This window comes from Ekhidna sp., from assembly GCF_039940915.1.
In the GTDB taxonomy this organism is placed as follows: Bacteria; Bacteroidota; Bacteroidia; order Cytophagales; family Cyclobacteriaceae; genus Ekhidna.
On sequence record NZ_JBDVFO010000001.1, the window covers coordinates 719,312 to 742,914 of the forward strand.

The window sequence follows — 23,603 nt, forward strand, 5'->3', positions numbered from 1 at the left end:
CATTCAATGATTTAATGTGGGATTGCGAGGTACGGAAAGCTTGTGCTGAATGTCTTATCATTCGCATTCACATTGTCCGATACCAATCCACCTTTTACTTGATTATCCGCGCCTGCGGCTGACTGATCCGAAAATGCCAGTGTCAATGTTACATCAATTACATCGTCACCAAGTGCACGCCCATTAAGTGATCCGTACGCTGTTGCTGCATTTTTATCTGATTGCAAAACGTCTACTGCTAGCACACCAGCAAGTGCATCGTTCCCAATCCCCAGAATATTTTCAAACTGCTCAGGATCAAGGAATATGTAGGTTTGAAGCGCGTCTAAAATTCCTGCAAAGGCCGTTGCATTTGCTGCCCCACTTGCTGGTAGCGTGGAATTGTATGCGTTCTTCACGTCTGATGTTCCAAAAAAGTTGAAAACTGTGTTGATGGCCGGACGACCCATTTGATCAGAAGTTGCATAGGTGTCCGCCTCCATTTGTACACCATCGTCATCGCCACAGCTTGCAAATACAAGAAGGGCCATTACCGACAGGACCGCATATATATTATTTCTCTTTTTCATTGTTCTATCATTTAAAAGTTTATGAATTATTGCTTCACCTTGGATTCTACCCATGAAGTGAATTTTCCGTCCGTGTCGTTGATTGCACTTTTTGGTACTTCTACTACAACTGAGAGTACGTTGGTTCCCGCAAAGGCATCGACAGCTTCACTTCCGGCTCTGAAAGCTGCTGGGTATGGCTGCACGCCATCCATATTAGGATCAGAGTCTCTGTTTGCGTCATAAACTCCTGTATTGGTATTGTCGCTCAAAGAAGCGCCTACACCATTGACTATATCTACAAACTGGAAGAAGTCCATGAAGAACGGATCATCTCTGAGGCCAGCAAACAGCTGTACTCCTCCAGCAGATACAGAAGCTGACACGTCTGTTGCTACTCTGTTGCTTCCTGTTACGATCTGACTATTCAAACCTGTCTGTCCATCAGCGGAAACCACACCATAGGTAATGGCTTGTCCGTTTTCGAAATAAACTTGAATTAGTTGATCTTCAACATTGTCTCCGTTACCGTCAATGTTAAATTCATACATCACATCATCACTGAATGATGTTTCAGAACTGAGGCCTGCTACATTGCAAACAAAAACGTAATTGCTTGCATTTGAAGGGCTCTCAAAAGCATAATAATCGGTGATGTCTTCCACAGTGCTACCGCTCGATAGTGTACCTACAGCAGGCGCATCAATGTGGTCAGCAGCCACCAACACAATCACCAGGGCAGCTGAAATAACAAGGCCTAGTGATAAAACTAATTTTCTCATAGTGCTTAAATTTTTAATTTTTAAAATCTAAGCTACCTACGAGGCTATATGGTCAGGTGGATTTTACAAAGTTGAATTTGTCCTCTTTATTCTTGAAAATCACTCCTCAACTTCTCTGATGGCATCTTCGGTAAATTTTCTTCCTAGTCCATTGACTGCAGAAACACAAAAGAACCCAACTACTTGTTCGTCATCCTCTGCTACAATGTTTGACTCCACATTAGCAAGGCTTGAAGCGAAGAGCTCTCCAAATCCTCCAGGTCTATCTGTTTGAATAATGACCTGATTCCAAAAAAACCATGCTTCAGGAGTGATGGAATTTATTTCAACATAAATACTGTCCTCCCCTGGACCTTCAAACGGAGGGATAAATTCATCATCTTCATCCTGATCAAACGGATTGATTGCATCTCGGATTGGTTGTATAAATGTGAGTCCATCTGCATTCCCTCCTGGGGAGAAAGCTCCGTCAAAAGAGACGTTTATTTCTTGCGGCTTGTTGAGTCTGAGTCCATTTTTCCAACTTTTGATCCAATAGGCATCTCCTTCACCGACAAAGTCCCGAGACCAGAATTCGGCAAAATAGGAGTCATCCGCTCCAAAAGAGCCTTCCTGAAATCTCCAGGTGATGCTATCAATTTCAGGTACGCGTCCCATTTTACTTGTAGATCCGTATTGTTTACCATCGATCTGTACATCGAGTAAATACGTTTCCCCTACTGTACCAAATGAGTCTGCAGCGTTCGCTGGAATCCAGCTATATTCTCCCGGGCTTTCTTCTATGAATGGATAGATAGTGCCTGCGCCATCAACCACTAAGACTGATGCTCCGGATACCCCTCCCGGGGCTGAACTGTCGAAATATGAATTGGTTCTGGTAATGCGTATCGTCTGTTTCTCGGCTTTCCGATAAATCCATGCATCAAATGCTAATATGGGCTCTGCATTTGGTAATTCTACCGAGATATCATCCTCGCAAGCAAGGATCATTATCGCAAAAAGAAGTATAAATAGCTTTTTCATTAAAACTTAAAGTTGTAGGTGATAGATGGAATAAATGATGCGAAAATAGAAACCTGAGTGGCCCGAGTATCTGCCAAGGTGCCAGGATCAACCCTGTCTCCCCCTTGCCAGAAGTAAATCGAAAATGGATTAGCTCGATTGTAAATATTGTACACCGTGAATACCAATTCATCTCTGTTTTTTCTCGGCGCGCCATTTTTCTTCACCGCTTTTCCTTTTCGTGTAGCTGAGAAATCTAACCTATGATAATTCGGAAGCCTCACATTATTCCTCGAGTCGTTGGCATTGTGTGGAATCGTAATTCCCTGTACTTCGTAGCGACTGGTAGGAAATGTAGTCGGTGTACCACTCAAGTATGAAAATGTTGAGGAGAGTGACCAGCGATCGTTCAACTCATAAAAGGCCGTGAGCTTCAGATTGTGGGTCTGATCATACCTTGTTGGATACCATTCTCCATTGTTGATTCCATCTGTCTGCAATTCTGTTCGACCCAGTGTGTAGCTTACCCAGCCATTTAATCTGCCAGCATTTTTCTTCACATAAATCTCCATCCCGTAGGCTCTGCCATCGCCAGACAGTAGATCAGCTTCGAGTGCTTCATTGATCAACAAATCAGCACCATTGATGTATTCCAGCTGGCGCGCTGTTTTCCGATAGTAAAATTCTACAGAGGTTTCGTAATCGTTGTTTTTCAGATTTTTGAATAATCCGACCGCCCACTGTTGTCCGACTTGAGGCTCCAAATTGTTTGAGCTTGGCGTCCATACATCCAATGGATTGGAGGCAGTGGTGTTTGAAATCAAGTGAATATACTGAAGCATGCGATTATAGCTCGCCTTCACAGAGGTTGTCTTATTCAGCTGATATCGGAAAGAAACTCGAGGTTCCCATCCACTGTGTTTTGCTATCGATTCTCCACTTCCCACCTCTTCGATACGTTCTATCGGTCTTCTTCTTCCCAAAATGGTGTCACCCAAAATAAATTTATTCCCTGCTCCAATTAGATTGAAGTAGGAAAACCTAAGCCCATACTGAACTGAAAGTTTATCGCTAAGTTTTTGTTCATTGTTGATATACGCTGCAGCTTCGATGGCACGCTTGTCTGGTACGCTGATGTTAATTTCTTCACCATCACTGATGCCAATGGCGCGCGCAGGTTCGAAATCATACTTGAAGAATTCACCACCGAATGTGAGTTCGTTTTTTTGATCGATAAAATAGGTGAATGAAGGTTTGACAGCCAGTGTATTGATGTCTGAGTTCCATTCGAAGCGGTCTCTTGGGTTATCCCCAAATGCTAGCTCATATTCGTAATCACTAAAGAAGGTGGTGAAGTTGGCAAATAATCGATCGTTGAAAAGATGGTTCCAGCGGAAGGTAGTTGTTCTGTTGCCCCAACTGAAGCCTTGATCCGCATCGAATTTAAAGTTGTCTTTTCCGAAATAACCGGACAGGAATATTTGATCCCTATCAGAAAACTGATAGTTAGTTTTGAGTGTCAGGTCATAAAAGTTGAGCGCTGATCCATTGCGGAGCTCTTCAACAAATGGCCTGGCAAGTATATCTGCGTAGGATCGTCTACCCGCGATAATGAATGAGGACTTTTCCTTTTTAAGTGGAGCCTCTACGGCCACCCGACTGAAGATTGTGCCTATTCCCCCGTTCACTTCGAGCTCTTTGCTGTTCCCTTCTTTCATCCGGATATCAAGAATGGATGCTAATCGGCCACCAAACTGAGCAGGGATAGCTCCTTTATATAGCTTCATGTCTTTCACAGCATCCGGATTAAAGACTGAGAAAAATCCTAGGAGGTGAGAAGAGTTGTAGACTGGGGCTTCATCCAGCAATATCAGATTTTGTCCAACACTACCTCCTCTCACATTGAACCCTGAGGCTCCTTCTCCGACAGTGGAAACGCCGGGTAGAAGCTGTAAGCTTTTAATGATATCCACTTCTCCAAGAATGGCAGGCATCTTTCGAATGGTTTGAATGTCAATTTCGGCAACACTCATCTCGGTCGAGGTAACATTTTCGTCTTCAGGCCGAGCTGTTACCACGACTTCCTGCAAGGCAGTTTGTTCGACTGATAATTCTACATCTATGCGTGTGTTCTCAGACAAGCTGATAGATCTCTTCTCGGTTACAAACCCCAGGTACCTGAACGCTATTGCGTAATCTCCAGCAGGCACCGTGATGGAATAAAATCCATACACATTGGTGATGTTGCCTGTATTTAATTCAGTAATGAGTACCGTGGCACCAATCAGAGCCTCTCCATTGGAGGCATCTTTTACGTATCCATTAATGGTATACTTATCCTGTGCTGCAAGAACAAAAGGGAGGCATAATGCCAGTATTAGTAATTTTTTCAATTTGGGTGATTATTGGTTTTTGCTTAATGACCTAACGAAAGACGTGCCAAATGTCAATTAGTTTCAATCTTAACAGAAGCTTAATGCAAAAAAAGGGTGAATGGTTGCTTCCCAATGCCAAGCGGGGGATGGTCAAAAGAAAAAAAGGGAGACTAAATCTCCCAAATTGTGAACGTCTACAAAGCCGCTAACGCCCTCTCATAGTTTGGCTCCTGACCTACTTCAGGAACGAGCTCCGTATAGGATACTTTTCCTTCTTCGTCTACTACTACAATAGCGCGAGCATTTAGCCCTGCAAAGGCTCCATCAACAATCTCCACTCCATAGTTTTTACCAAAGTCACCACCGTCGCGGAAATTGGTAAGGTTGTCCAGGTTATCAATTCCTTCTGCCTCACAGTAACGGTTGAGTGCAAAAGGTAAATCCTTGGACACACATATGATTCTGGTATTGCTAAGCTTAGAAGCCTCCTGATTGAATTTCGAAGTAGACATGGCGCAAATCCCTGTATCAATACTTGGATAGATATTCATGATTACTTTTTGTCCATGATAATTGGCAAGTGTCACGTCTTTCATGTCTTTCCGAACTAAATGAAAATCCGGCGCCTGAGTGCCTACTTCTGGTAAGTTTCCGACAGTATTCGTTTTTGTTCCTCCGAGTGTAATTTTAGCCATATTGATAGGTTTTGTAAGGTGTTATTAAATAATCCAAGGGTATATCCCATTCCTCCCTCTGCAATATTTCATCAACTGGAGGAGACAATGATAACCCAACTTTAAGTGTATTTGTTTCCGTTAAGAGGCGATCGTAATATCCACCGCCATAACCAATTCTGAAACCTTGTTTATCCGAAAGAAGTAAAGGGACGAAAATTACATCCACATCATTGAGTACTGCTTCTTCCGCATCTATGGGTTCGGGAATTCCTTTTTTATTGATTACCAGATTAGTTTTAGCATCTAGCAAGTAGTGTCTCATTTGCTTAAACATGAAATCCGTTTTGGAAACCACGACTTTCGTTCCATCCTTCCACCACTGTTCAAAAAGTGGCGAGATGTCTGGTTCATTGTTCTTTTGGATTGCAAGGAATGTGTGAATCATCTTTATCTCTCTTCGTTCGATAAAATTGATAGTCGCCTGACACAATTGTTCATTGCGCTGAGCATACATAAGGCCATCTGCAAGCATGCGATAGTGAAGGATGACTTTTCGGAAGTAGGATTTGGTGATCATAGCTAGTCTGGTAATTCTTCACAATAAATCCCATGTTTCCCTACCAAATTGATTAACTCTGATTGCTCCGCATCAACTTTGGTTTCCACCTTCAGCACTCGATCAATATCATCCAAATCTACTGTCCATCGAGCGATGTGAGTGTATTTGTCAAATTCATGCTTCAACTTATTCACCTGCAACTGAGATTTGATGTTTGTTTTTAGGATAAATAGTTTCATGGCTTATCACTTTCTGGTTTAAAGGAAAAGACTTCTTCGAGTGGCGATTTAAATACACGTGCAATCTTGAAGGCCAGTTCCAATGATGGCGAGTATTTACCTTTTTCAATAGCCACAATGGTTTGCCTGGTGACTTTTACCTGATCTGCTAGCTGCTGCTGGGTCATCTCATCGCTATCAAATCTCAGCTTCCGGATATTATTGGTAACGCTATGATTGCTCTTCTTCATACGCCTTTTCTGTGGTAATAAAGCTTGGAAAGGTTATCAAAGATTTCGGAGCCTATGCCCGCGAGTATCAAAGCGATAAACATGAATTTTGGTGGGTAACCAAATGCAAGTACAACCAATGAAATAAAGAATCCAAACCCAAAAAAGAAGTAGGAATTACGCGTAGATTTCAATTCTATCAGCTTGTCACGTTCGTCCTCAAAGCACGGCAAATCTTCACGAGTGATTATATAGTTGCTAATTGCAAAAATGATCATCACCACAATTTTGGCAACAATTGATATCGGAATAGCAATTAAAATAGCCTTGGCCCAAAACTGCAGCTGCTCGTCTGTGGTTAATGTCAGGCTGTCGAAACGCTCGAATACCGACCAATAATAAATGCCCAACACAATAACTGTACTGAGCATGTTTACAATACTTTTTCTTTCGTTGTAGTCCATTTTTAACGTTTGGTAGTGTCTGTTTTTATTTACTCGATGTAAAGTATTACGAACACAAAGTTAAAAATGTTTTACTATATGTAAAATATATTTTACATCATTCGTATCTAAGGCTATGAATCGGGTTAATTCGAGCAATCTTGGTGGTATGCCAAACAATGGCAATTGCGGCCCATATCACAACCACAAAGCCAACAAACAGATACATCCACAGTTCTTGACTAATTCTGTTTGAGAAATTGCTCAACCATTGTTCCATCAAGTACCAGCCAAGTGGTATTGATAAGATTAAAGCCGCTAAAATTGATTTCAAAAATGACAGGCTAAAGAGCTTGAATATGTCTGCTGGGGAGGCTCCATTCACTTTTCGAACTCCAACTTCCTTAGTACGCCTATTGGTTTCGTGATAAGCAAACGAGAACAACGTAACTGAGGACAGCAATATGGCAATGAGACCAAAAATTGCGTAGAGCCTTCCTACCTTTTCTTCCTTATCATATTGACTTGAGACCTTGTCATCAAAGAAACTTGCGGTGAAAATCCCCTTTGGATTGACTTCTCTATACAATTCTTCCACAAATTCAAGCGTCTGCTTATCTGTTCCTTTTCGGTACCGAATGATGATTTCATTATCCAAACGAGTGAAGTAGGTTAGAATTAGGGGTTGAATTTCTTGAGAAAGATGTTCGTAATAAAAATCCTCTACTACGCCAATAATCTGATAAGATTCATTGGTGACTCTTGAGGTCAATCTTGCATCTCCAATATCCTTGATTTTAAAGAATTTTTTTGCTGATTCATTGATAACTACCTTGATCGCGTAGTTTTCATCTGTCTCATCGAAGAAGCGACCTTCGCTTATTGATGCTTCAAATATTTTGAAAAAACCTGGGTCAGTATTCAGAGTTTTTACAGGGATAAAGTCGTCCGGAGATGAAGAAAGCTTAAAAGGTAAATCGTAAGCAAAACCTAACGGCTCTCTGGCTTGTGATACTGCAATAATATCTGCGTGCTTACTTAGCCGATCAATTACATATCGATGATCACTTTCTACTTCGACTCTTTTGGCGCTATCCTGCCGTGCGTCTGGTATTACATCAAAAAAACTGGTTGAAACGATTTCAGTCTGATGAATTCCTAAATCCTTGCTTTGCATAAATCGCAACTGTAAAGCCACAATCATGGAACCGATGAGAAGTACAACAGTGATAGCGTACTGAAAAACGGCCATAAACCGCCTTGAGAGGCCGATTGTAAAGGTTGCTTTTTCTCTTTGTAGATCAAGATCGATCAGTCGCTTGAATACATTAGCGGATGCGATCAAGGAAGAAAGTAAGACCGCAATAAGAATTACTCCAGCAATAACTAAGCTATCGGAAAGGGGCTGCTTATCTAACTCCAAGCCAATGAAGTCTGCAAGTCCATTAAAAAGTAGGTGGTAAAGTATCAAGCTTGTGACTGTTGCAATGAGGAAGTAGATAAAACCCCGAACCATCCACTCAACTACCAAGTGTCGTTTAGACGCACCAATTAAATGCTTGAGTTTGACCTTGTTCATTTCTGCCAGTTGTACTGATGTCTGCAAATTGGTATAGCAAACAATTGTGATGAACAGTAAGCCCCAGGCGATCAACGTCACACTCTTTAGGTTTCCTGCATTTCCATATTTAGAAAACAATGTTATGTTGAAGGGTTTATCTTCATACACATCTTGAAACGGGTATAAGAATGCCTCACTATTTGGAAAGCGTTCACTAGCATTTGCAATCTCTATTAGTTTGGTGTTGATCTGAGGAAGGCTTACTCCTTCTTTCAGCATAATGAAATCTTGCGGTGCTCTTCTCCAAAAGCTTTTGGAATGCCTGGGGATCAAAAAGTCGAAGGTGATTGAACTATTGGAAGGAATCCTGTCAAGAACGCCAGCAACTTGATATGTTCCTTTCTGATCACATGTGATTTCAATGATGCGACCCATAGGGTCTTTATCACCGAATACTTTGCGAGCAAATTCTTTGGTGACGACTACATTAGTAGGGCCCGAAAGTACATCTTCCACCCCGACTTGGAGTTTGAAATCGAAAAAGTCGAAAAAAGTGCTGTCTGCGACCAGTCCTTTTCCTCCATAAGCAACATCCTCAGAAAAGAATTTGATTTCATCTGGCATATATGTGTGGATAAGCATTGACTTTTCAATCTCCGGGTATTCTGAATAATCAATCTGATAGAGACCTGATATTGAAAAAGCGATCAGATTGCTTTCCGGGCTTAGCCGAGCCACCCCTACAGTTATTCTGTCTCGTTTAGAATGAAAATCGTCCATGGAGATCTCATTCTTAAGCCAGCTATAAATTAGTTGAAAACTCAAGACTCCTGTTATCAGTGTAATCAGACTAATTGCGGTAATCAGCATCTTTTTTCTCATGTGCCTAAAGCTGAGCTTAAACAGCAGTTGGATCATTCCCATATTGTTGAGTTTCATTTGACCTAAGATTTTTTTGACCAATTCGGGGCGAATAAAATTTAAAACATGAAACCAATAGAATACAGATCGTTTCCAGGAGGGTGTATCCAAGAGCTCGGTATGATACTCGTAAAGATCTCCTAGTACTTCTTCAAGTAGTTCTCCTTTGATAAAGAAGCCAAGCAATCGGTCTGCGAATTTTGGAGGTTGCTGCTTTTCCATGATCAGGTGTTTTTGATGGATAACTCTGGAATCTGCTGCCAAAGGTTGACCTTGACATCACGGCTTTTTTGAAGCACGTTCTTTCCAGCAGCGGTAATGGAAAAAATTCGTTTACGCCGACCTCCACGCTCTTCGGTGGCTCCTCCCATGCTTGACTCAATGAAACCTTTACTCTCCAGCCGATTGACTGTTCCATGTACGGCTCCAATCGTGACATTGCGATTTGCCTGTTCTTTAAGCGCTTTTCTGATTGCCAGGCCGTAAGCCTCTTCCTTCAACATTACGATGAGGAGTAAAATCAATTCTTCCAGTTCGCCAATATGATCTTTCGACATGATTTATTCTATTTTATAGAACAAATATACGGAAGCTGAATTAATTTGTTATACTTTATAGAATAAATAATGGAGTCATTCGACTTTTAGTCCTTCTACAGGGTTTGACTTTGTCACTCTTTTTACTTGCATTAGCATAACGCCAAGAAGTACTAAAGCCAGAATGGTTACTGCTATCAATACGCTATCGACTCCAAACGGTCTTGGGTCAGGATACATGAGGTCAATATTAGCTTTTGCTAAAAAATAAGAGATGGGTGCTCCAAAAGACAAGGCAATTGCTGAGAGTAAGATGTATTGTTTAACTATCCCATATGCAATATGCTTCGTACTCGCGCCGAGGGTTTTTCTAATGCTAAATTCTCTAATTCTGCCAGCTACATTTAAAGTAACCAGGCCATACAAACCGAGTGCGGTAAGGATCACAAAAATGTATGCGATGTTTCGCATGAATACTTTCTGAATATCCAATTCTTTATAAAAACTACCCCAAATATCCTCTTGATATCCGCCTCTAAATGGGGTTTCAGGAAAATAGCTTGCCCATTGTTGACGGACGTTTTTATAGACCTCCTCTTCTGCTCCTTCTCTAGATCTGACGGTTAGAAATCGATAATTTTCCGATTGAGCCTTTGTGAAAATTGAAGGCTCATTTTCATAGTAGAAATTATTGAAGTGGAAATTTTTCACCACTCCTTTTATCGTATAGTTTGCACTGTCAATCTTCAATTGATGTCCAATAGGTTCATCTATTTCCATGCTTTGAACTAGCAATTCATTTACAACTATTGCAAACTGATCCGTCAGTGTTCCATCATCGAAAACACTCCCATCCACGATTTCAAGTCCCAGTGTTTCAAAGTAGTTGGCGTCCACTGATAGCCCCACCACTTCAAACTCTCTTTTTTCATTCCTTACTACCTGAAGTTCTCTTGAATTTCCAAGGTGATGACTTGAACCTGAAAGGTGTGTGATGTTTGGGTCTTTGGACAGTTCAGCATAAAGCTGCCTGAAGCCAGACGCATTTGGAACGAACAGATATATCGCACCTTGCTGATCATACCCCCAGCTTCTCTGATATAAATAGTTGCTGTTTTGTGCAAACATGACGGCAACAGTGATGCCCACACACGAAAGAATTATTTGAAAGGAGAGGAATATTTTGGTCAGTAAATTCTTCTTACCAATTCTTATGGTGCCTTTGAAAATGGCAACCACGGGAAATTTAGAGATGTATAATGCTGGGTAAATTCCTGAAACTATGCCCGTGAAAACAAGTAGGCCTGAAAGGAAAAACCACAAGTTGTAGTCGCTCACTGAAAGAGATAGCTCCATACCTGAAATACTTTTGAACCACGGTAACATCACAATGACGGAAAGGAGTATGCCAACCACTAAAGCAAAAAGGGTGAGCATCAGGTTTTCTATCAAAAACTGCTTAATGACGCTAACTCGATTTGCACCTATTACTTTTCTTATTCCGATTTCCTTTAACCGTTTTGCCGCTGATACCACAGCAATATTGATGTAATTGAAGCATGCCAGAATGACCAGAAATACAGCAATTATTGGGAGTAGTAAGCGTCCTTCATAAAAATTGTCATGAGAAATATCTTTTTGAATCTGTCTTGATCTGAAGTGCAAGTCCTTGAACTTTACAAGTTCTGTTGAACTAATCGCCCAATCAGGTACTTTCTTATTTTGGATCGCTATGTACTTCTTCATCCCATCGGCGATTGCTTGAACGTCATTTTCATTTGGAACAAAAATGAGTGTGGCGCCAATTATTTCTCTCCAATCATTGAAATCGAAAGAGCTGTGGAAGTAATCATAGTTCTTAAGATTGATGAGGAAATCAAAACTTACAGCTCTCGCTTGAGGAAGTTTCTCGGCTACACCTGAGACTGTGAATGTTTTACTCTTATTTTCGGTTATTTTTACTAAAAGCTGCTGCCCCATCGGGTTTGCATCTCCAAAGTATTTTTTAGCCATCACTTCAGTGATGATGATGCTGTTCACATCATTTAAAGAGCCTGGATCTCCAACCTTTAAAGGGAAAGTGAAAAACTCTAAAAAACTTGGGTCTACCAGCCTGATGCTTTCGTTGAAGACATTGTCTTCATACTTGATAACGGCATTTCCATCTTTAATTCTGCATATGCTTTTTATGGTTGAAAAGTCTTGTTCGAGTATTTTTCCCAGCGGTGCCGGGCTTAGTCCATATTGTTCTTCCTTCCCGTCTCGATCAATGAAAAAGGTAGCTAAGTAAATTTCATTTTCCTTTTTATGATGCCTATCAATGCGGTAATCGAACTCAATGAACGCATAAACAACCGTACAAACACCAATAGCGACAGCCAGGCCAAAGACATTGATGAATGAAGTAAGTGGATTCTTCATCATGGTTCGGAGTGTCGTCTTAAAATAATTGTTGAGCATCGTTGCAAACAAAATGGTACGCAGAGACGTCTTTCTCTTAATGTTTGAGTACTCTTCGCTTGCCACTGTAGGAACTTCTCCAAACGCTTCTACTGCCTTTTCAAACGCTTCTTTTTCATCTACTCCATTGGCCATTAAGTCCTCTACATGGTCTCGGAGATGTAATTCCATCTCTCGAATGCTTCCTTCATCAAAAGCTCTTTGCTTTCTAAAGGATTTTAACCATCCTGCTATTTCTTTTTCTAGATCGAACATTTCTTAGGTGATTGAAGGTTTAACATCCCATAGTGTATTGAGTACTGCATTCACCTGCTGCCATTGTACTTGCTCATCTACAAGCTCTTGCTTACCAGACGCTGTAATTTCGTAGTACTTCCTTGGCCTGGTACCTCCATCCATCGTCCAGTTGGATTTGATCAGTCCTTCCTTTTCCAATCGATGGAGCACTGGATAGAGCATGCCGTCTGAATATTCCATTTTTCCACCAGACAGCTCTTTAATTTTTTTAATGATCAGATAGCCATAGCTATTCCCTTTCTTGAGTATGCCAAGAATGATGGGTTTAGTAGATGCCGCAGTTAAATTTTTAGAAATCATAACCTGTGTTTGTGCTTTATAAATGCAAGTATACAAATTAATTCTGTATACATAGAATGTCAAAGTATAACGAATGATCAAGTAAAGGGTTGCAATAACCCATATCAATCTAATCAATGCATTATGTCTTCATTTGTGAAACAAATAATGTTTTCTTACGTTTGGTCTTCAAAACTGAAACAAATAAGCGTAACGCTTAACCTATTCAAATTAATTGACTAAACTATTGAACCATGAAGGGCACCAACCTGGGCGAATTTCAAGAGATTGTATTACTCTCCGTTCTCATACTCGATGAGCAAGCATACGGGCTAAATATTCAAAAAGAAATAAGCAAACGGCTCGACCGGACGCTTAGCAGAGGCGCCTTACATGCAGCTCTAACCCGTCTTGAAGAAAAAGGGTATCTCGAATCTCATGTAGGTGGTGCTACAGCAGAGAGGGGTGGCAGGAGGAAACGCTTCTATGCTTTGACAGCCAGTGGAAAGTCTGCACTAAGGCATGCCAGAGAGCTTCGAGAAGAAATGTGGAGTCTGGCCCCAAAATTTAGCATCTGATGAAACAAAGCCTACCAAAATTGCCTCTTAGGTTCTTTCGCTGGTTTTGCGATCCACACTTATTTGAAGAACTCCAGGGAGATCTTGAGGAAGCCTACTTTGAAAATGTTGAGGCTCTCGGAGCTAGAAAAGCAAGAAGCATTTACACAAAGGAGGTGCTTAAAATGATCCGACCATCCGTCATTCAGTCGATTAACCCAATCCCTTCCAACACCATGAGACTTTCTAAAAATTATCTCAAGACCTCTATCAGGTCAATTAAGCTCAATCCATTTTATGTTTTTGCTAACATTTTTGGGCTTGCTCTGGCAATATCCATTTGCACCATTGGTTATTTCAACTATCGGTTCAATTCCACATTCAATGAATCCTATGACGAAGCACAGAATATTTATAAAGTTCATGGACTCCGAACAGGGGAATCCACTGTTGGCACCAGTTCAATTGCACTAGCTCCCGGTCTTAAAAGTGCTGCAATAGAAGCCTTTAGATACACAGCTAAAAGTATTGCCATACGTGAGCAAAATCATCTTTTTTCATCAAGGGTCGCTTTTGCAGATACTGAGTTTTTCAATCGACTTCCAATGACGAGTCTGAATGGATCATCTATCAAAGTCCCGGGCATTAATGAAGTGGCTATTTCAGAAAAGCTGGCCATGAAGTTATTCAATGAGGCCTATCCAATTGGGAAATTTGTCAAGATGGTTTTTCCTGATCAACACGAGGAGTCTTTCCTCATCAAAGATGTGTTTGAAACTCCTCCAACCAATGTGAGTTTTACGCATGAGGCTATCACCTCTTTCGACAATTACCCCGCTCATTATGAGGTCAATCAGCAAGATTGGTCGTATAGTGTAGATGGTACTTTCGTGTATTCAAATCTTAGCCAGCTTAGCCAGATCAATTCAGAACTTGAGCTCTTAAGGCAAACCCGAAACGAGGGAAATTCCCGTTTTCAAATAGATGCCTACAGGCTAGACAATATTTTGGACTGGCCTGCTTTCGAGAGTAAGCTTTTGCATAGCAGATTTCGTCAGCATTTGCATATATCTTCCGTCTATGGGATCGCCGGCACTGCTTTATCTATCTTACTCTTGGCGTGTTTCAACTTCATAAACACCAGCATTGCGTTGTCTGGTAAAAGGTTAAAGGAAATTGCTGTAAGAAAAGTTATGGGTGGTAACAGAAAAAGTACGATCACCCAGTTTATGATTGAAAACACATTCATGATCTCTATAGCAGTGATTGCATCCATCGGCATTTCTTCCTTGTTAATTCCCACATACAATGCACTCTTTCAGCGAGAACTTATTCAGCTTGATCGAGTGCCTGTAATGACCCTCGTCCAGTTTGCAATCATCCTGATTTGTGTAGTGACCTTACTATCTGCTGCTTATCCCTCTTTGTATGTATCTAAGTTTTCTTCTCTTAAAATTTTTAGAGATCAAGTGACTCTTTCGGGTAAAAACAGACTCATGGTTGTGTTGCTTACTTTTCAGTTTGCCCTATGCTTTTACAACATCTTTGGGCTATTTCTTAACGTGGACAACTCTTACTATCAGGATGCACTTGATCGGGGATATGAAATTGACCAAATCGTAAATATTCCATTGGATCGTCCTGATCAATATCAGTTGCTGGCCGATCGTCTAAATCAACATCCAGATATTCAGGCAGTGTCTGGCTCGTTTCACTTGATCGGGTTCTCTACCGAATCTCAGTACGTAGATCAGCAAGGAACGGATACCCCTGTTACCATGCTTCGTGTAGGCACAAATTACGCAAACGTGATGGGACTCCGATTAGGCAAAGGCTCTTTCCATACAGACCTTGGAGACAACTCTGATAAAGTGATCATTAATCGCATGCTGGAGAGTCAATTCGGTAGGGATATGCTAAATCAGACGATAAAGGTCGGTGATAATAGATACACGGTTATTGGAATAGTAGATGATTTCAATGTGAAGAATATTATGATGGACAATAGGATTACTCCAACCATGATTCGACATATCCCAGAAGAAAACTATCACTATGCGGTAGCAAGACTTTCAGGAAATCAGGAGTCTATCAATAGCACGGTAGAGCAAGTATGGTATGAAGCCTTTCCGCAGGAACTTTACAAAGGGTTTCTTCAGGAGGATGTATTGCAAAATTCGAGGGGAACAAATGGCATCTTTGTGAAGATCAATCTTTTCATGGCAATCATTTCCATACTCATTTCAATACTGGGATTGTACACGCTTGTTTCACTTAAAGTCCAAAAGAGAAGCAAAGAGTTTGGTGTGAGAAAAGTGTTGGGTGCCTCACACAAAACAATCATTCATTTGCTTGGAAAAGATTTGTACTGGATATTGGGAATTGCCGCTGTAGTTGGTTTATCCGCAAGTAGTTTTATCCTCATCACTGTGTTTGACATTATCTACGCTTATCACGTAACTCCCGAAGCAATCCATTTTGTAAAAGCCTTAACTGTTGTTTTACTAATTGTTGTTTTAGCGATCGGATACAAGGTATATCAAACAAGTAAAATAAATCCTGCAGAGCAGTTGAGATCGGAGTAATACACGTACTGTTTTACGTTGATCGGATACCCCTTGGAAAAGCTTTCTAATTCTTCCTTAAGTAAAACCCCACGGCTAGTATCCATGCTACATTGGCAAAAACAAATATTCTAAAACCTGCAAGGTGCAGCAACTCAAAACCTGAAACAAAAAGAATTATTCCGGCTATTGACACCAGGATTCCGAAGTAGCCCACCCAGGTTGCCATTGCCTTGGTTTTGATAATAGCCACCGACCACATGGTCATCGAAAGGCAGATTGCACCCATAAATATGTAGTCAAAGGCGTGATTGAAGCTGCGCATAAATACAAAAATGGGTTTGATGGAAGCAATTGTTTCTGCCGATGCACCCTCATAGGATTTCACAAAATCCGTGAGTATAAGTCCATTAGTAGCTGCGGCAAGCATCACCGCGATCAAACCAAAAAATATTATCGAAAAGCCTGTGTAGCTGAGAAATGAAGTAGACCTAAGACGCATGGTCAATCCAAAAAAACCATATGCCACAAACGGCACAGAGAGGATCGCTAGTGAATGTGAAACGATTCCAATGGTTACAATTTTGAGTAGTTGATTAAAGTCCCCGCCCACCGGATGTAAAATCATCGTTGCAATCATTAGCAATGAGCCAATGATGAGCGACAGTCCTGCTCCTTTTTGCTCGTTCGATTCCATCTTTTTTTAACAAACATAGATGCAGTCGTCTGGAAACGCACTTGATCGAAATCAAGAAATGATCATTGGATTTTTCTTCTCACCCTACTCAAGGTTTCAGGTGTCATGCCTAGATATGAGGCTATGTATTTCAGCGGAAACTTCTGAACAATGACAGAGTTTTGTGCTAGCAGGGCCAGGTATTTTTCTTCTGGATTGGCTGATGATTTTGGCTTTTTAGAATCCACTTCCAGAATCTTGCCTAAAGCAAAAAATGCTGGAGATTCACCAATTAGGTGATGCAAATCATGCACTGAAAGTTGAAATACTTCACTGTCCTCGAAAGCCTCAATTTTACCTTTAGAGGGTAATTGGCCGGTGAAACTACTGTGATTGAGTGTCCAGGCATTTTCCGTGAAAAGGTTAGTAGTCACTTCATTGAGCTCTTGATCGGTGTGGTATTCTCTGAAACTCCCTTTTATTACAAATGACCAGCTCACACATACTTCACCGGCTTCCAATAAAAGCTCTCCCTTGTCGAATTGTCTTAATTCCAACCGAGCAGTAAAGTTTTCGATTTCCTGCTCAGAAAGGCTAGCATAAGAAGTGATAGACTGAATGACGGACTCAAACATGCCGTAATATTACCCTGCCCAACCTTCACGATCCAAACTTCGATATTGAATAGCTTCTGCCAGCCTTTGATCGGACGAAGTTCTCCATCAAGTGCCAGCTCCCCCATGATTACATACTCCTCGAGCTTTTCAGCCAATATCTGTTCGGAAGCCTTCAAAATTCCAAGTGCAATGGGAAGATCATACGCTGAACCTTCTTTTCTGATATCTGCAGGCGCCAGGTTTACAACTACCTTTTGTCTCGGCATACGATATCCCAAGTTTTTAATCGCAGACTCCACGCGTTGTTCACTTTCCTTTACCGCGGAATCAGGCAATCCTACCATGAAAAATTTGGTGCCTTGACCAACGTTGACTTCAACGGTGATTTTGTAAGCGTCTACGCCGTATACGGCACTACCATAAGTTTTAGCGAGCATAAGTATCTTAAAATGATCTTAATAAATATCTAAAAAATGGTGGTGTATTAAGGACTGTTATTTAATCCTCATCTTCCTCTTCCGTATCCTCCTCGTCTTCCTCATCTGGTAGTTCTGATTCTTCCTGAGACTTATCATAAAGTTTTGCCTTCAATTCTACAATCTCATTCTCTAAATCATCAATCCCATTTTTAATACTTCGAATCCGTATTTGTTGCAAAGTGAACTCGATCATCATCATAATGGAAATGAATAAGAAAAGACCCATTACATACCGAGGAAACTTTATGTAAGAAGACAGTTTAATCTTCGATAAATACTGCTCCGTATTGAGCAAAATATCCACAGAAAAGTACATAATCACTAAAGCGATGATTACATAAACGATGTGGAAAATGAGTTTGAACCTTTGCATATAGTCGTTGTAGTGCGAGCTGAAAGTTATGAAACTTTTGAAGTTTTGATGGAGATAATTTTCTTAAAGGTCTTTAATCAATATAACTACTTTCATTTTCAATCACCTTATTGCTTTAGAAGAGGTACCTTCTTGAAGGTACATTCCAGCGCAGCGAAAACCCAAGCACCGAAGTTGAAGTGTCTATCTGCCCATTTGCATCCGTCTCCTTTCTAAAAGTCGCATCCAGATCCAGGAATAAATTATGTTTTGCCATATAGCTAGCTCTGAAAAAAAACATGGTCAAGTCTGTTTTGTTTCCCTGCAAATGTGCATTTCCGAAATCCAAATTTCCTCCATTTCCATCCGGTCTTCTTATGGTATAGTCTTTAAGAATATCCCTCCCAAAATTCACATCACCAATATCATTTCCATAGCTCGCTCGCATCACCATGCCTTCGAAGCTCCATTGACCGCTAAGCCGATAGTTGGCACGACCGATGTACTCGGTAAAATTCGCTCCCAATGGATGAGCTAATGACAGGTTGTAATGACTGTAGCTTGTGAATCCGTCTTCATGAGCGTACATGTAAGGTCTTACTCTGTTTACTTCTGTCTGAATCAAGAGATCATCTACACCAAAAGGGTCTGCGTACTTGGCGCCGAGCTGAAAGCCTTGCTTATTTCCCCACCAGCCATCCCCTGCCAGCACTTCACCAATAATCATCTCATCTATTACCAACTGTCCATACACCGAAATCCTATTTTTTATGTTCCATTTGAAATCCATGCCAAGTATGGCATTGTCTTCACTCCCGTTCTGCTGTTCTACAGCTCTGTAGAAGATTATCGGATTGAGGTACTCTAGTTTGAGTCCCCCGGTGGAATCACCATACATTACCGATTCAAAAAGTCCGATGTGCAGGTTTGGCTTTAGCTTGATATTCAAGTGATGAAAAGCCATGTACTTCTTTCCAAAGCCACCCGTCCCCAACAGTCCAAATGTGCCTCCCCTGGCTTCTGATATTAGTTCTGCAAAAACATTGGTATAGTCAAACACTTTCGTTTTTGTGTCGATGCGTAGGTATGGATAATTATTTGAGTAATCCGAGAGGATTAGAGAGCGAACACCATTCCCAACAAAGTGTTTTCCAAAACCCAGCTGGGCTGAAATACTTTTTGAAAGTCCAAAATCAATGTATCCCTGAGCTCTAAAAAAATCCACTCCTGTCGTAGCGAATTGTTTCCAAAAACCCTCATAAGGCACCACGAGCGTGCTATCTCTCACATCATTGATGTAAACAGGATAACGCGCCTGATTTTCAGTCAACATGGTATAAAAGGCAATCTTATTATCAATCCTTCCCCTTATCTCAGCGCCACGGCTGAGCACGTAGGCAGAGCCCAAAGCATCATTGGTCTTGCTGTATGACAACTGCAATACAGGATTTACGTGCAATTCCAGGTTTCTATCCTCATAGTAATATGCGTCTGCAGGGTATTGATAGAATTTTTTTAGTATTGGGTTACTTGATTTGGCTGAATCCCTTGAGTAGGTACGAAGCTCTTTACTCATGTAAGGACTGATATTGTCCTGAATCAAGGAGTAGACCGAATGGCGAGAAAGGGGCTTAAATGTTGAGCTAAAGCTATTTGATGTACGTATTTCTGCCAGTTCAACCACCTGATAGGCCGGATGCCCGAGCGTGAAATCAGTAGATTGAGCTGACAACATACTGGTCACGAGAAGACTAAGTATCCAAATTGCATTTCTCATGAATCAAACATATTCGATTTTAGTTGAATGAATGGGTTTGAAGAAGATAAAATAATGTCTATCTTTGCCATCCTTTTTGAAAAGAGCACAGAAGAAGATGAAAAAAGATACACATCCAGAGTACAATGAAGTTGTTTTTCTTGATACAACAAGTGAATTCAAATTCCTTACAAAATCAACGATGACTTCAAAAGAGACTATCAAGTGGGAAGACGGTAAAGAGTATCCGTTGATTAAAGTAGAGGTTAGCTCTGCTTCTCACCCGTTCTACACCGGAAAGAAAATTTTCTTGGATACTGCAGGTCGAGTGGAAAAATTCAACAGAAAGTACAAGAAGAAGTAATTCCGTTCGAAGAAGAAATTCAAAGTCTTCAGGCTATCCTGAAGACTTTTTTTGTGCCCTTTTTGTCAAAACAAGCTAAGTTTGATTCATGCAAGTAACCTTCATAGACACGGAAGAAAGTTGGAAGCAAATGCTGCCCATGAGTTATACACGCCCGGTTGCGGATATGCGTGTGGGGATATTGAAAGTACATGAGAAGTGGGTAAGCTATCTGAATGCTGCTGAATCATTTTTCCGGTCCGAGAATTACCTGGGTCCCCTTTTTAACACTCCAAAACAAAAGACACTAACAATACTGGGTAACGTTTTACCAACAACCTCTTTGGTAAGTGCTGTTAAAGATCTAAAAGATGACGAAGTTTTGACCTGCAACGATGAGGTTATCGCTGGTTTCTATGATCACGATGAATCCTTTGAACTTGGGAATCGAAGTAAAATCTCACTTTCAGAGGCAGTGCAAATACACCATCCATGGGACATCTTTAAGCTCAATGGTGAAGAAATACGGCAAGATTACACACTATTAACCACTGGAAGAAAATCTGAACCACTTGATGATCCTCATACAAAAACCTATGGAGACCACATCTTCATAGAAAAGGGAGCGCAGGTAAAAGCAGCAATTTTAAATGCCGAAAACGGCCCTATCTACATTGGCAAAGATGCAGAAGTACAGGAGGGCTCACTCATTCGGGGTCCATTTGCCCTTTGCGAGCATTCTGTTGTCAACATGGGAGCAAAAATAAAAGGTGATAGTACGGTGGGGCCTCACTCAAAAGTAGGTGGAGAGATCTCAAACTCAATGATTTTCGGATACTCGAATAAAGGTCATGATGGCTTTCTTGGCAACTCCGTGATTGGAGAATGGTGCAATCTAGGGGCAGACACAAACAATTCGAACTTGAAAAACAACTATGCCAATGTAAAAATGTGGGATTTTGCATCGGGGCGTTTTAAGGATACAGGCTTACAATTTTGCGGACTGATCATGGGTGATCATTCAAAGTGTGGAATCAATACAATGTTCAATACAGGCACCACCGTTGGCGTATCAGCCAATATTTTCGGGGATGGTTTTCCCAGAAACATTATTCCTTCATTTGCTTGGGGTGGTTCCTCTGGCTTTACGACCTACCAAACACGTAAAGCATTTGAAACTGCGGCGCTTGTCATGAAACGCAGAAACATAGACCTCACCGAAAATGACAAAGCCATGCTTTCTCATATCTTTGAAATCACAGCCGAAAATCGGGTGTGGGATAAAAAATAAACATGCAGTTTTCAGAAATACCGGGACTTGAAGAACTAAAGGGGCAGCTTGTTTCTACTCATCAGAGGGGGAAAGTGGCACATGCACAACTCTTTTCCGGAAGACCTGGAACAGCCGTTCTGCCCATGGCGCTTGCTTACATCAGCTATTTGATGTGTGAAAACAGAACTGCTGAGGACAGCTGTGGAACTTGCGCCAATTGTACACGCATAAAAAAATTGGTCCACCCTGACATACACCTTCACTTCCCCAAAGTGTCGGCCGCCGAAAATAAGTACGAAAAAGTTCTCGCAGAAGCCATCCCTCGCTTTAGAGAATTTGTAGCCGAGTCACCTTTCGGGGACATGGAGGTATGGACAAGAAAGTATGGACAGGAAAATAAAAACCTGTTGATTAGTCGTCAAGACAGCAGGCAAATGCTAAAAAATGTAAGCATGCGATCAGTGGAGGGTGGCTACAAAATTTTACTCATCTGGGTACCGGAAATGATGAATTCCAGTTCAGCCAACGCCATCTTAAAAATTCTGGAAGAACCTCCTGAGAAGACGTTATATCTACTGGTTTCTTACAATTATGATAGCTTACTTGCTACCATTACTTCAAGAACTCAACTGGTAAATGTCCCCCCCAATAGTTCGGGTGAAATTCAAAATTACCTTGAAGGCATGGGTGTGGATGCTGCCAAGGCTACTCAAGCTGCTGAACTTTCGGAGGGTAAACTCGGGCTGGCACTCCATGTTTCAGCAATCGGCGAATCACATGAGTGCGAAGATTTTCAAAAGTGGATGCTCGAGTGCTGGAACAGAAATCTAACAAACCTTGTGCGTAGAAGTGAGGATTTTTCTAAGTCTGGAAAAGCCGCTCAAAAGACAACACTAAACTTTGCTATTTCTCTTATAAGAAATGCGGTAGTCCATGCTTCAGGTCAGCAACTATCTACTCAGAATGAAGCTGAATCATCTTTCATTGGCAAATTTGCAGATAAGCTTGGAATAGAAAAACTTGAAAAAGTATACGCGCTGAATAACGAAGCGCTTATCCATCTTGAACGAAATTCAAACCCGCGGATAACACACCTAAATTTATCGCTTGACGTAACCAGAACTTTAAATAGCTAAGCAGTAACCGCATACCGAATGGAGCGAAAGATCATTAAGATAGGAACCAGAAAAAGTAAGCTTGCTATGTGGCAAGCCAACTATGTAGCAGACATGCTGGATGCAAGCGGCTTTCAGCCTCAATTGGTTCCGATTGAAACCAAGGGAGATAAAATTCAAAACGTTGCACTCTCAAAGATTGGTAGCAAAGGTGTATTTACAGAAGAGCTAGAGTCAATGCTGCGTAGAAAGCAAATAGATATTGCTGTGCATAGTGCCAAAGACCTTCAGTCTAAGCTTCCTGAGGGTTTTCAAGTATTATCTTTTTGTGAACGAGAATCTCCGGATGATGTCATCGTCTCAGACAATGAAATTGATTTAAATAATCCGAAACTTATTTTGGGTACATCCAGTACTCGTAGAATTGCCATGCTCAAGCATTATTACCCACACATTACCACAGTGGATGTCAGAGGGAACCTGCAAACACGCCTGGAAAAAATGCAGACTGGCACCATGGATGGACTTGTATTGGCCTACGCTGGTGTTCGCAGGATGAATTTCGATCATATGATTCGCTATTGGTTCGATACTGAAAGATTTATCCCGCCCGTTGGTCAAGGCTCGGTTGCCATTGAGATACATGAAAACATGAATGGCGAAATCGCCGAAAAAATCAAGAAGGCCACGAATCATCCCTTATCAGAAAAAATGCTACGCACGGAACGTGCCTTCTTGCGAAGAATGGATGGTGGCTGTAGTATTCCGGTATTTGGCCATGCTGAAATGGAAATGGATGGTCAAATTACACTCAAAGGAGGTATAGCAAGTCTCGATGGGAAACAGCTCATTCAGCGAACCATGCATGGTTCAATTCCCGAAGAGTTAGGCACCTCTCTTGCAGAAGAAATTCTTCAAAGTGGAGGAAAGAAGGTACTTGACGATATAAAATCAATTATTTCGAAATAATTTTGAACTAGAAA

At 41.1% G+C, this 23,603-nt stretch carries 23 protein-coding genes and 1 pseudogene; 6 read left to right on the forward strand and 18 right to left on the reverse strand.

Translation table 11 applies throughout. From position 1 onward, the window contains the following. Positions 1-11 precede the first annotated feature (11 nt). The 13 genes from ABJF57_RS03260 to ABJF57_RS03320 all read right to left on the reverse strand — a co-directional run bounded on the left by ABJF57_RS03260 (position 12) and on the right by ABJF57_RS03320 (position 12,909). Positions 12-569, reverse strand: coding sequence for a DUF4331 family protein (locus ABJF57_RS03260; protein ID WP_462231275.1), 558 nt, complete (start codon positions 567-569; stop codon positions 12-14). Between the two features lie 26 nt (positions 570-595). Then, on the reverse strand, positions 596-1,330 hold the full coding sequence (locus tag ABJF57_RS03265) for a DUF4331 family protein (RefSeq protein ID WP_462231273.1): 735 nt from the start codon (positions 1,328-1,330) through the stop codon (positions 596-598). A 99-nt stretch (positions 1,331-1,429) separates the two neighbouring features. After that, positions 1,430-2,353 (reverse strand): DUF4249 domain-containing protein, encoded by a 924-nt coding sequence (locus ABJF57_RS03270; protein ID WP_462231272.1) that lies wholly within the window; start codon positions 2,351-2,353, stop codon positions 1,430-1,432. After that, positions 2,353-4,725 carry a TonB-dependent receptor gene (locus tag ABJF57_RS03275; protein WP_462231270.1) on the reverse strand — a complete coding sequence of 791 codons (2,373 nt, stop codon included), beginning with the start codon at positions 4,723-4,725 and terminating at the stop codon, positions 2,353-2,355. The genes ABJF57_RS03270 and ABJF57_RS03275 overlap by 1 nt, the downstream gene beginning before the upstream one ends. A 176-nt stretch (positions 4,726-4,901) precedes the next feature. Further along, positions 4,902-5,402, reverse strand: coding sequence for a thiol peroxidase (tpx, locus tag ABJF57_RS03280; RefSeq protein WP_462231268.1), 501 nt, complete (start codon positions 5,400-5,402; stop codon positions 4,902-4,904). After that, positions 5,395-5,961 carry a 5-formyltetrahydrofolate cyclo-ligase gene (locus tag ABJF57_RS03285; RefSeq protein ID WP_462231267.1) on the reverse strand — a complete coding sequence of 189 codons (567 nt, stop codon included), beginning with the start codon at positions 5,959-5,961 and terminating at the stop codon, positions 5,395-5,397. The genes tpx and ABJF57_RS03285 overlap by 8 nt, the downstream gene beginning before the upstream one ends. Before the next feature lie 2 nt (positions 5,962-5,963). After that, a complete protein-coding gene (locus tag ABJF57_RS03290) occupies positions 5,964-6,182 on the reverse strand; it encodes a hypothetical protein (protein ID WP_462231265.1) in 219 nt (72 codons plus the stop codon). Then, positions 6,179-6,412 (reverse strand): helix-turn-helix transcriptional regulator, encoded by a 234-nt coding sequence (locus ABJF57_RS03295; protein WP_462231263.1) that lies wholly within the window; start codon positions 6,410-6,412, stop codon positions 6,179-6,181. The genes ABJF57_RS03290 and ABJF57_RS03295 overlap by 4 nt, the downstream gene beginning before the upstream one ends. After that, entirely contained in the window at positions 6,409-6,855 is a 447-nt protein-coding gene (locus ABJF57_RS03300) for a hypothetical protein (RefSeq protein ID WP_462231261.1), read from the reverse strand. Before ABJF57_RS03300 ends, ABJF57_RS03295 begins: the two co-directional genes overlap by 4 nt. A gap of 97 nt (positions 6,856-6,952) precedes the next feature. Beyond that, positions 6,953-9,538 carry an ABC transporter permease gene (locus ABJF57_RS03305; RefSeq protein ID WP_462231259.1) on the reverse strand — a complete coding sequence of 862 codons (2,586 nt, stop codon included), beginning with the start codon at positions 9,536-9,538 and terminating at the stop codon, positions 6,953-6,955. Between the two features lie 2 nt (positions 9,539-9,540). After that, a complete protein-coding gene (locus ABJF57_RS03310; RefSeq protein WP_462231257.1) occupies positions 9,541-9,873 on the reverse strand; it encodes a PadR family transcriptional regulator in 333 nt (110 codons plus the stop codon). Positions 9,874-9,948: 75 nt separating this feature from the next. Next, on the reverse strand, positions 9,949-12,567 hold the full coding sequence (locus ABJF57_RS03315) for an ABC transporter permease (protein ID WP_462231255.1): 2,619 nt from the start codon (positions 12,565-12,567) through the stop codon (positions 9,949-9,951). Positions 12,568-12,570: 3 nt separating this feature from the next. Continuing rightward, positions 12,571-12,909, reverse strand: coding sequence for a PadR family transcriptional regulator (locus ABJF57_RS03320; RefSeq protein WP_462231253.1), 339 nt, complete (start codon positions 12,907-12,909; stop codon positions 12,571-12,573). A gap of 233 nt (positions 12,910-13,142) precedes the next feature. Here ABJF57_RS03320 and ABJF57_RS03325 point away from each other — a divergent pair, with 233 nt between their 5' ends. After that, positions 13,143-13,466 carry a PadR family transcriptional regulator gene (locus tag ABJF57_RS03325; RefSeq protein ID WP_462231251.1) on the forward strand — a complete coding sequence of 108 codons (324 nt, stop codon included), beginning with the start codon at positions 13,143-13,145 and terminating at the stop codon, positions 13,464-13,466. Continuing rightward, on the forward strand, positions 13,466-16,030 hold the full coding sequence (locus ABJF57_RS03330) for an FtsX-like permease family protein (protein WP_462231249.1): 2,565 nt from the start codon (positions 13,466-13,468) through the stop codon (positions 16,028-16,030). Before ABJF57_RS03325 ends, ABJF57_RS03330 begins: the two co-directional genes overlap by 1 nt. A gap of 46 nt (positions 16,031-16,076) precedes the next feature. On the opposite strand, the gene ABJF57_RS03335 is transcribed toward ABJF57_RS03330, so the two are convergent. The 5 genes and pseudogenes from ABJF57_RS03335 to ABJF57_RS03355 form a co-directional block, all read right to left on the reverse strand. Then, entirely contained in the window at positions 16,077-16,706 is a 630-nt protein-coding gene (locus ABJF57_RS03335; protein ID WP_462231247.1) for a hypothetical protein, read from the reverse strand. A gap of 62 nt (positions 16,707-16,768) precedes the next feature. After that, positions 16,769-17,320, reverse strand: a complete 552-nt coding sequence (locus tag ABJF57_RS03340) for a Crp/Fnr family transcriptional regulator (protein WP_462231245.1) — start codon at positions 17,318-17,320, stop codon at positions 16,769-16,771. A 62-nt stretch (positions 17,321-17,382) separates the two neighbouring features. Then, a pseudogene (locus ABJF57_RS03345) lies at positions 17,383-17,739 on the reverse strand (magnesium chelatase domain-containing protein); the annotation flags it as partial. A 61-nt stretch (positions 17,740-17,800) separates the two neighbouring features. Further along, positions 17,801-18,154, reverse strand: a complete 354-nt coding sequence (locus ABJF57_RS03350; protein ID WP_462231243.1) for a hypothetical protein — start codon at positions 18,152-18,154, stop codon at positions 17,801-17,803. 115 nt (positions 18,155-18,269) lie between these two features. Beyond that, the gene (locus ABJF57_RS03355) at positions 18,270-19,910 is read right to left on the reverse strand and encodes a hypothetical protein (protein WP_462231241.1); all 1,641 of its coding nucleotides are present in this window, start codon (positions 19,908-19,910) and stop codon (positions 18,270-18,272) included. Positions 19,911-20,007: 97 nt separating this feature from the next. Here ABJF57_RS03355 and ABJF57_RS03360 point away from each other — a divergent pair, with 97 nt between their 5' ends. From ABJF57_RS03360 to hemC, 4 genes are all read left to right on the forward strand, one after another. Continuing rightward, complete coding sequence (locus tag ABJF57_RS03360; protein WP_462231239.1) at positions 20,008-20,253, forward strand: type B 50S ribosomal protein L31; 246 nt, start codon at positions 20,008-20,010, stop codon at positions 20,251-20,253. 88 nt (positions 20,254-20,341) lie between these two features. Then, the gene (locus ABJF57_RS03365) at positions 20,342-21,523 is read left to right on the forward strand and encodes a GlmU family protein (RefSeq protein WP_462231237.1); all 1,182 of its coding nucleotides are present in this window, start codon (positions 20,342-20,344) and stop codon (positions 21,521-21,523) included. Between the two features lie 2 nt (positions 21,524-21,525). Beyond that, positions 21,526-22,641 (forward strand): DNA polymerase III subunit, encoded by a 1,116-nt coding sequence (locus tag ABJF57_RS03370; RefSeq protein ID WP_462231235.1) that lies wholly within the window; start codon positions 21,526-21,528, stop codon positions 22,639-22,641. Positions 22,642-22,659: 18 nt separating this feature from the next. Beyond that, on the forward strand, positions 22,660-23,589 hold the full coding sequence (gene hemC / locus ABJF57_RS03375) for a hydroxymethylbilane synthase (protein WP_462231233.1): 930 nt from the start codon (positions 22,660-22,662) through the stop codon (positions 23,587-23,589). Positions 23,590-23,603: the final 14 nt, after the last annotated feature.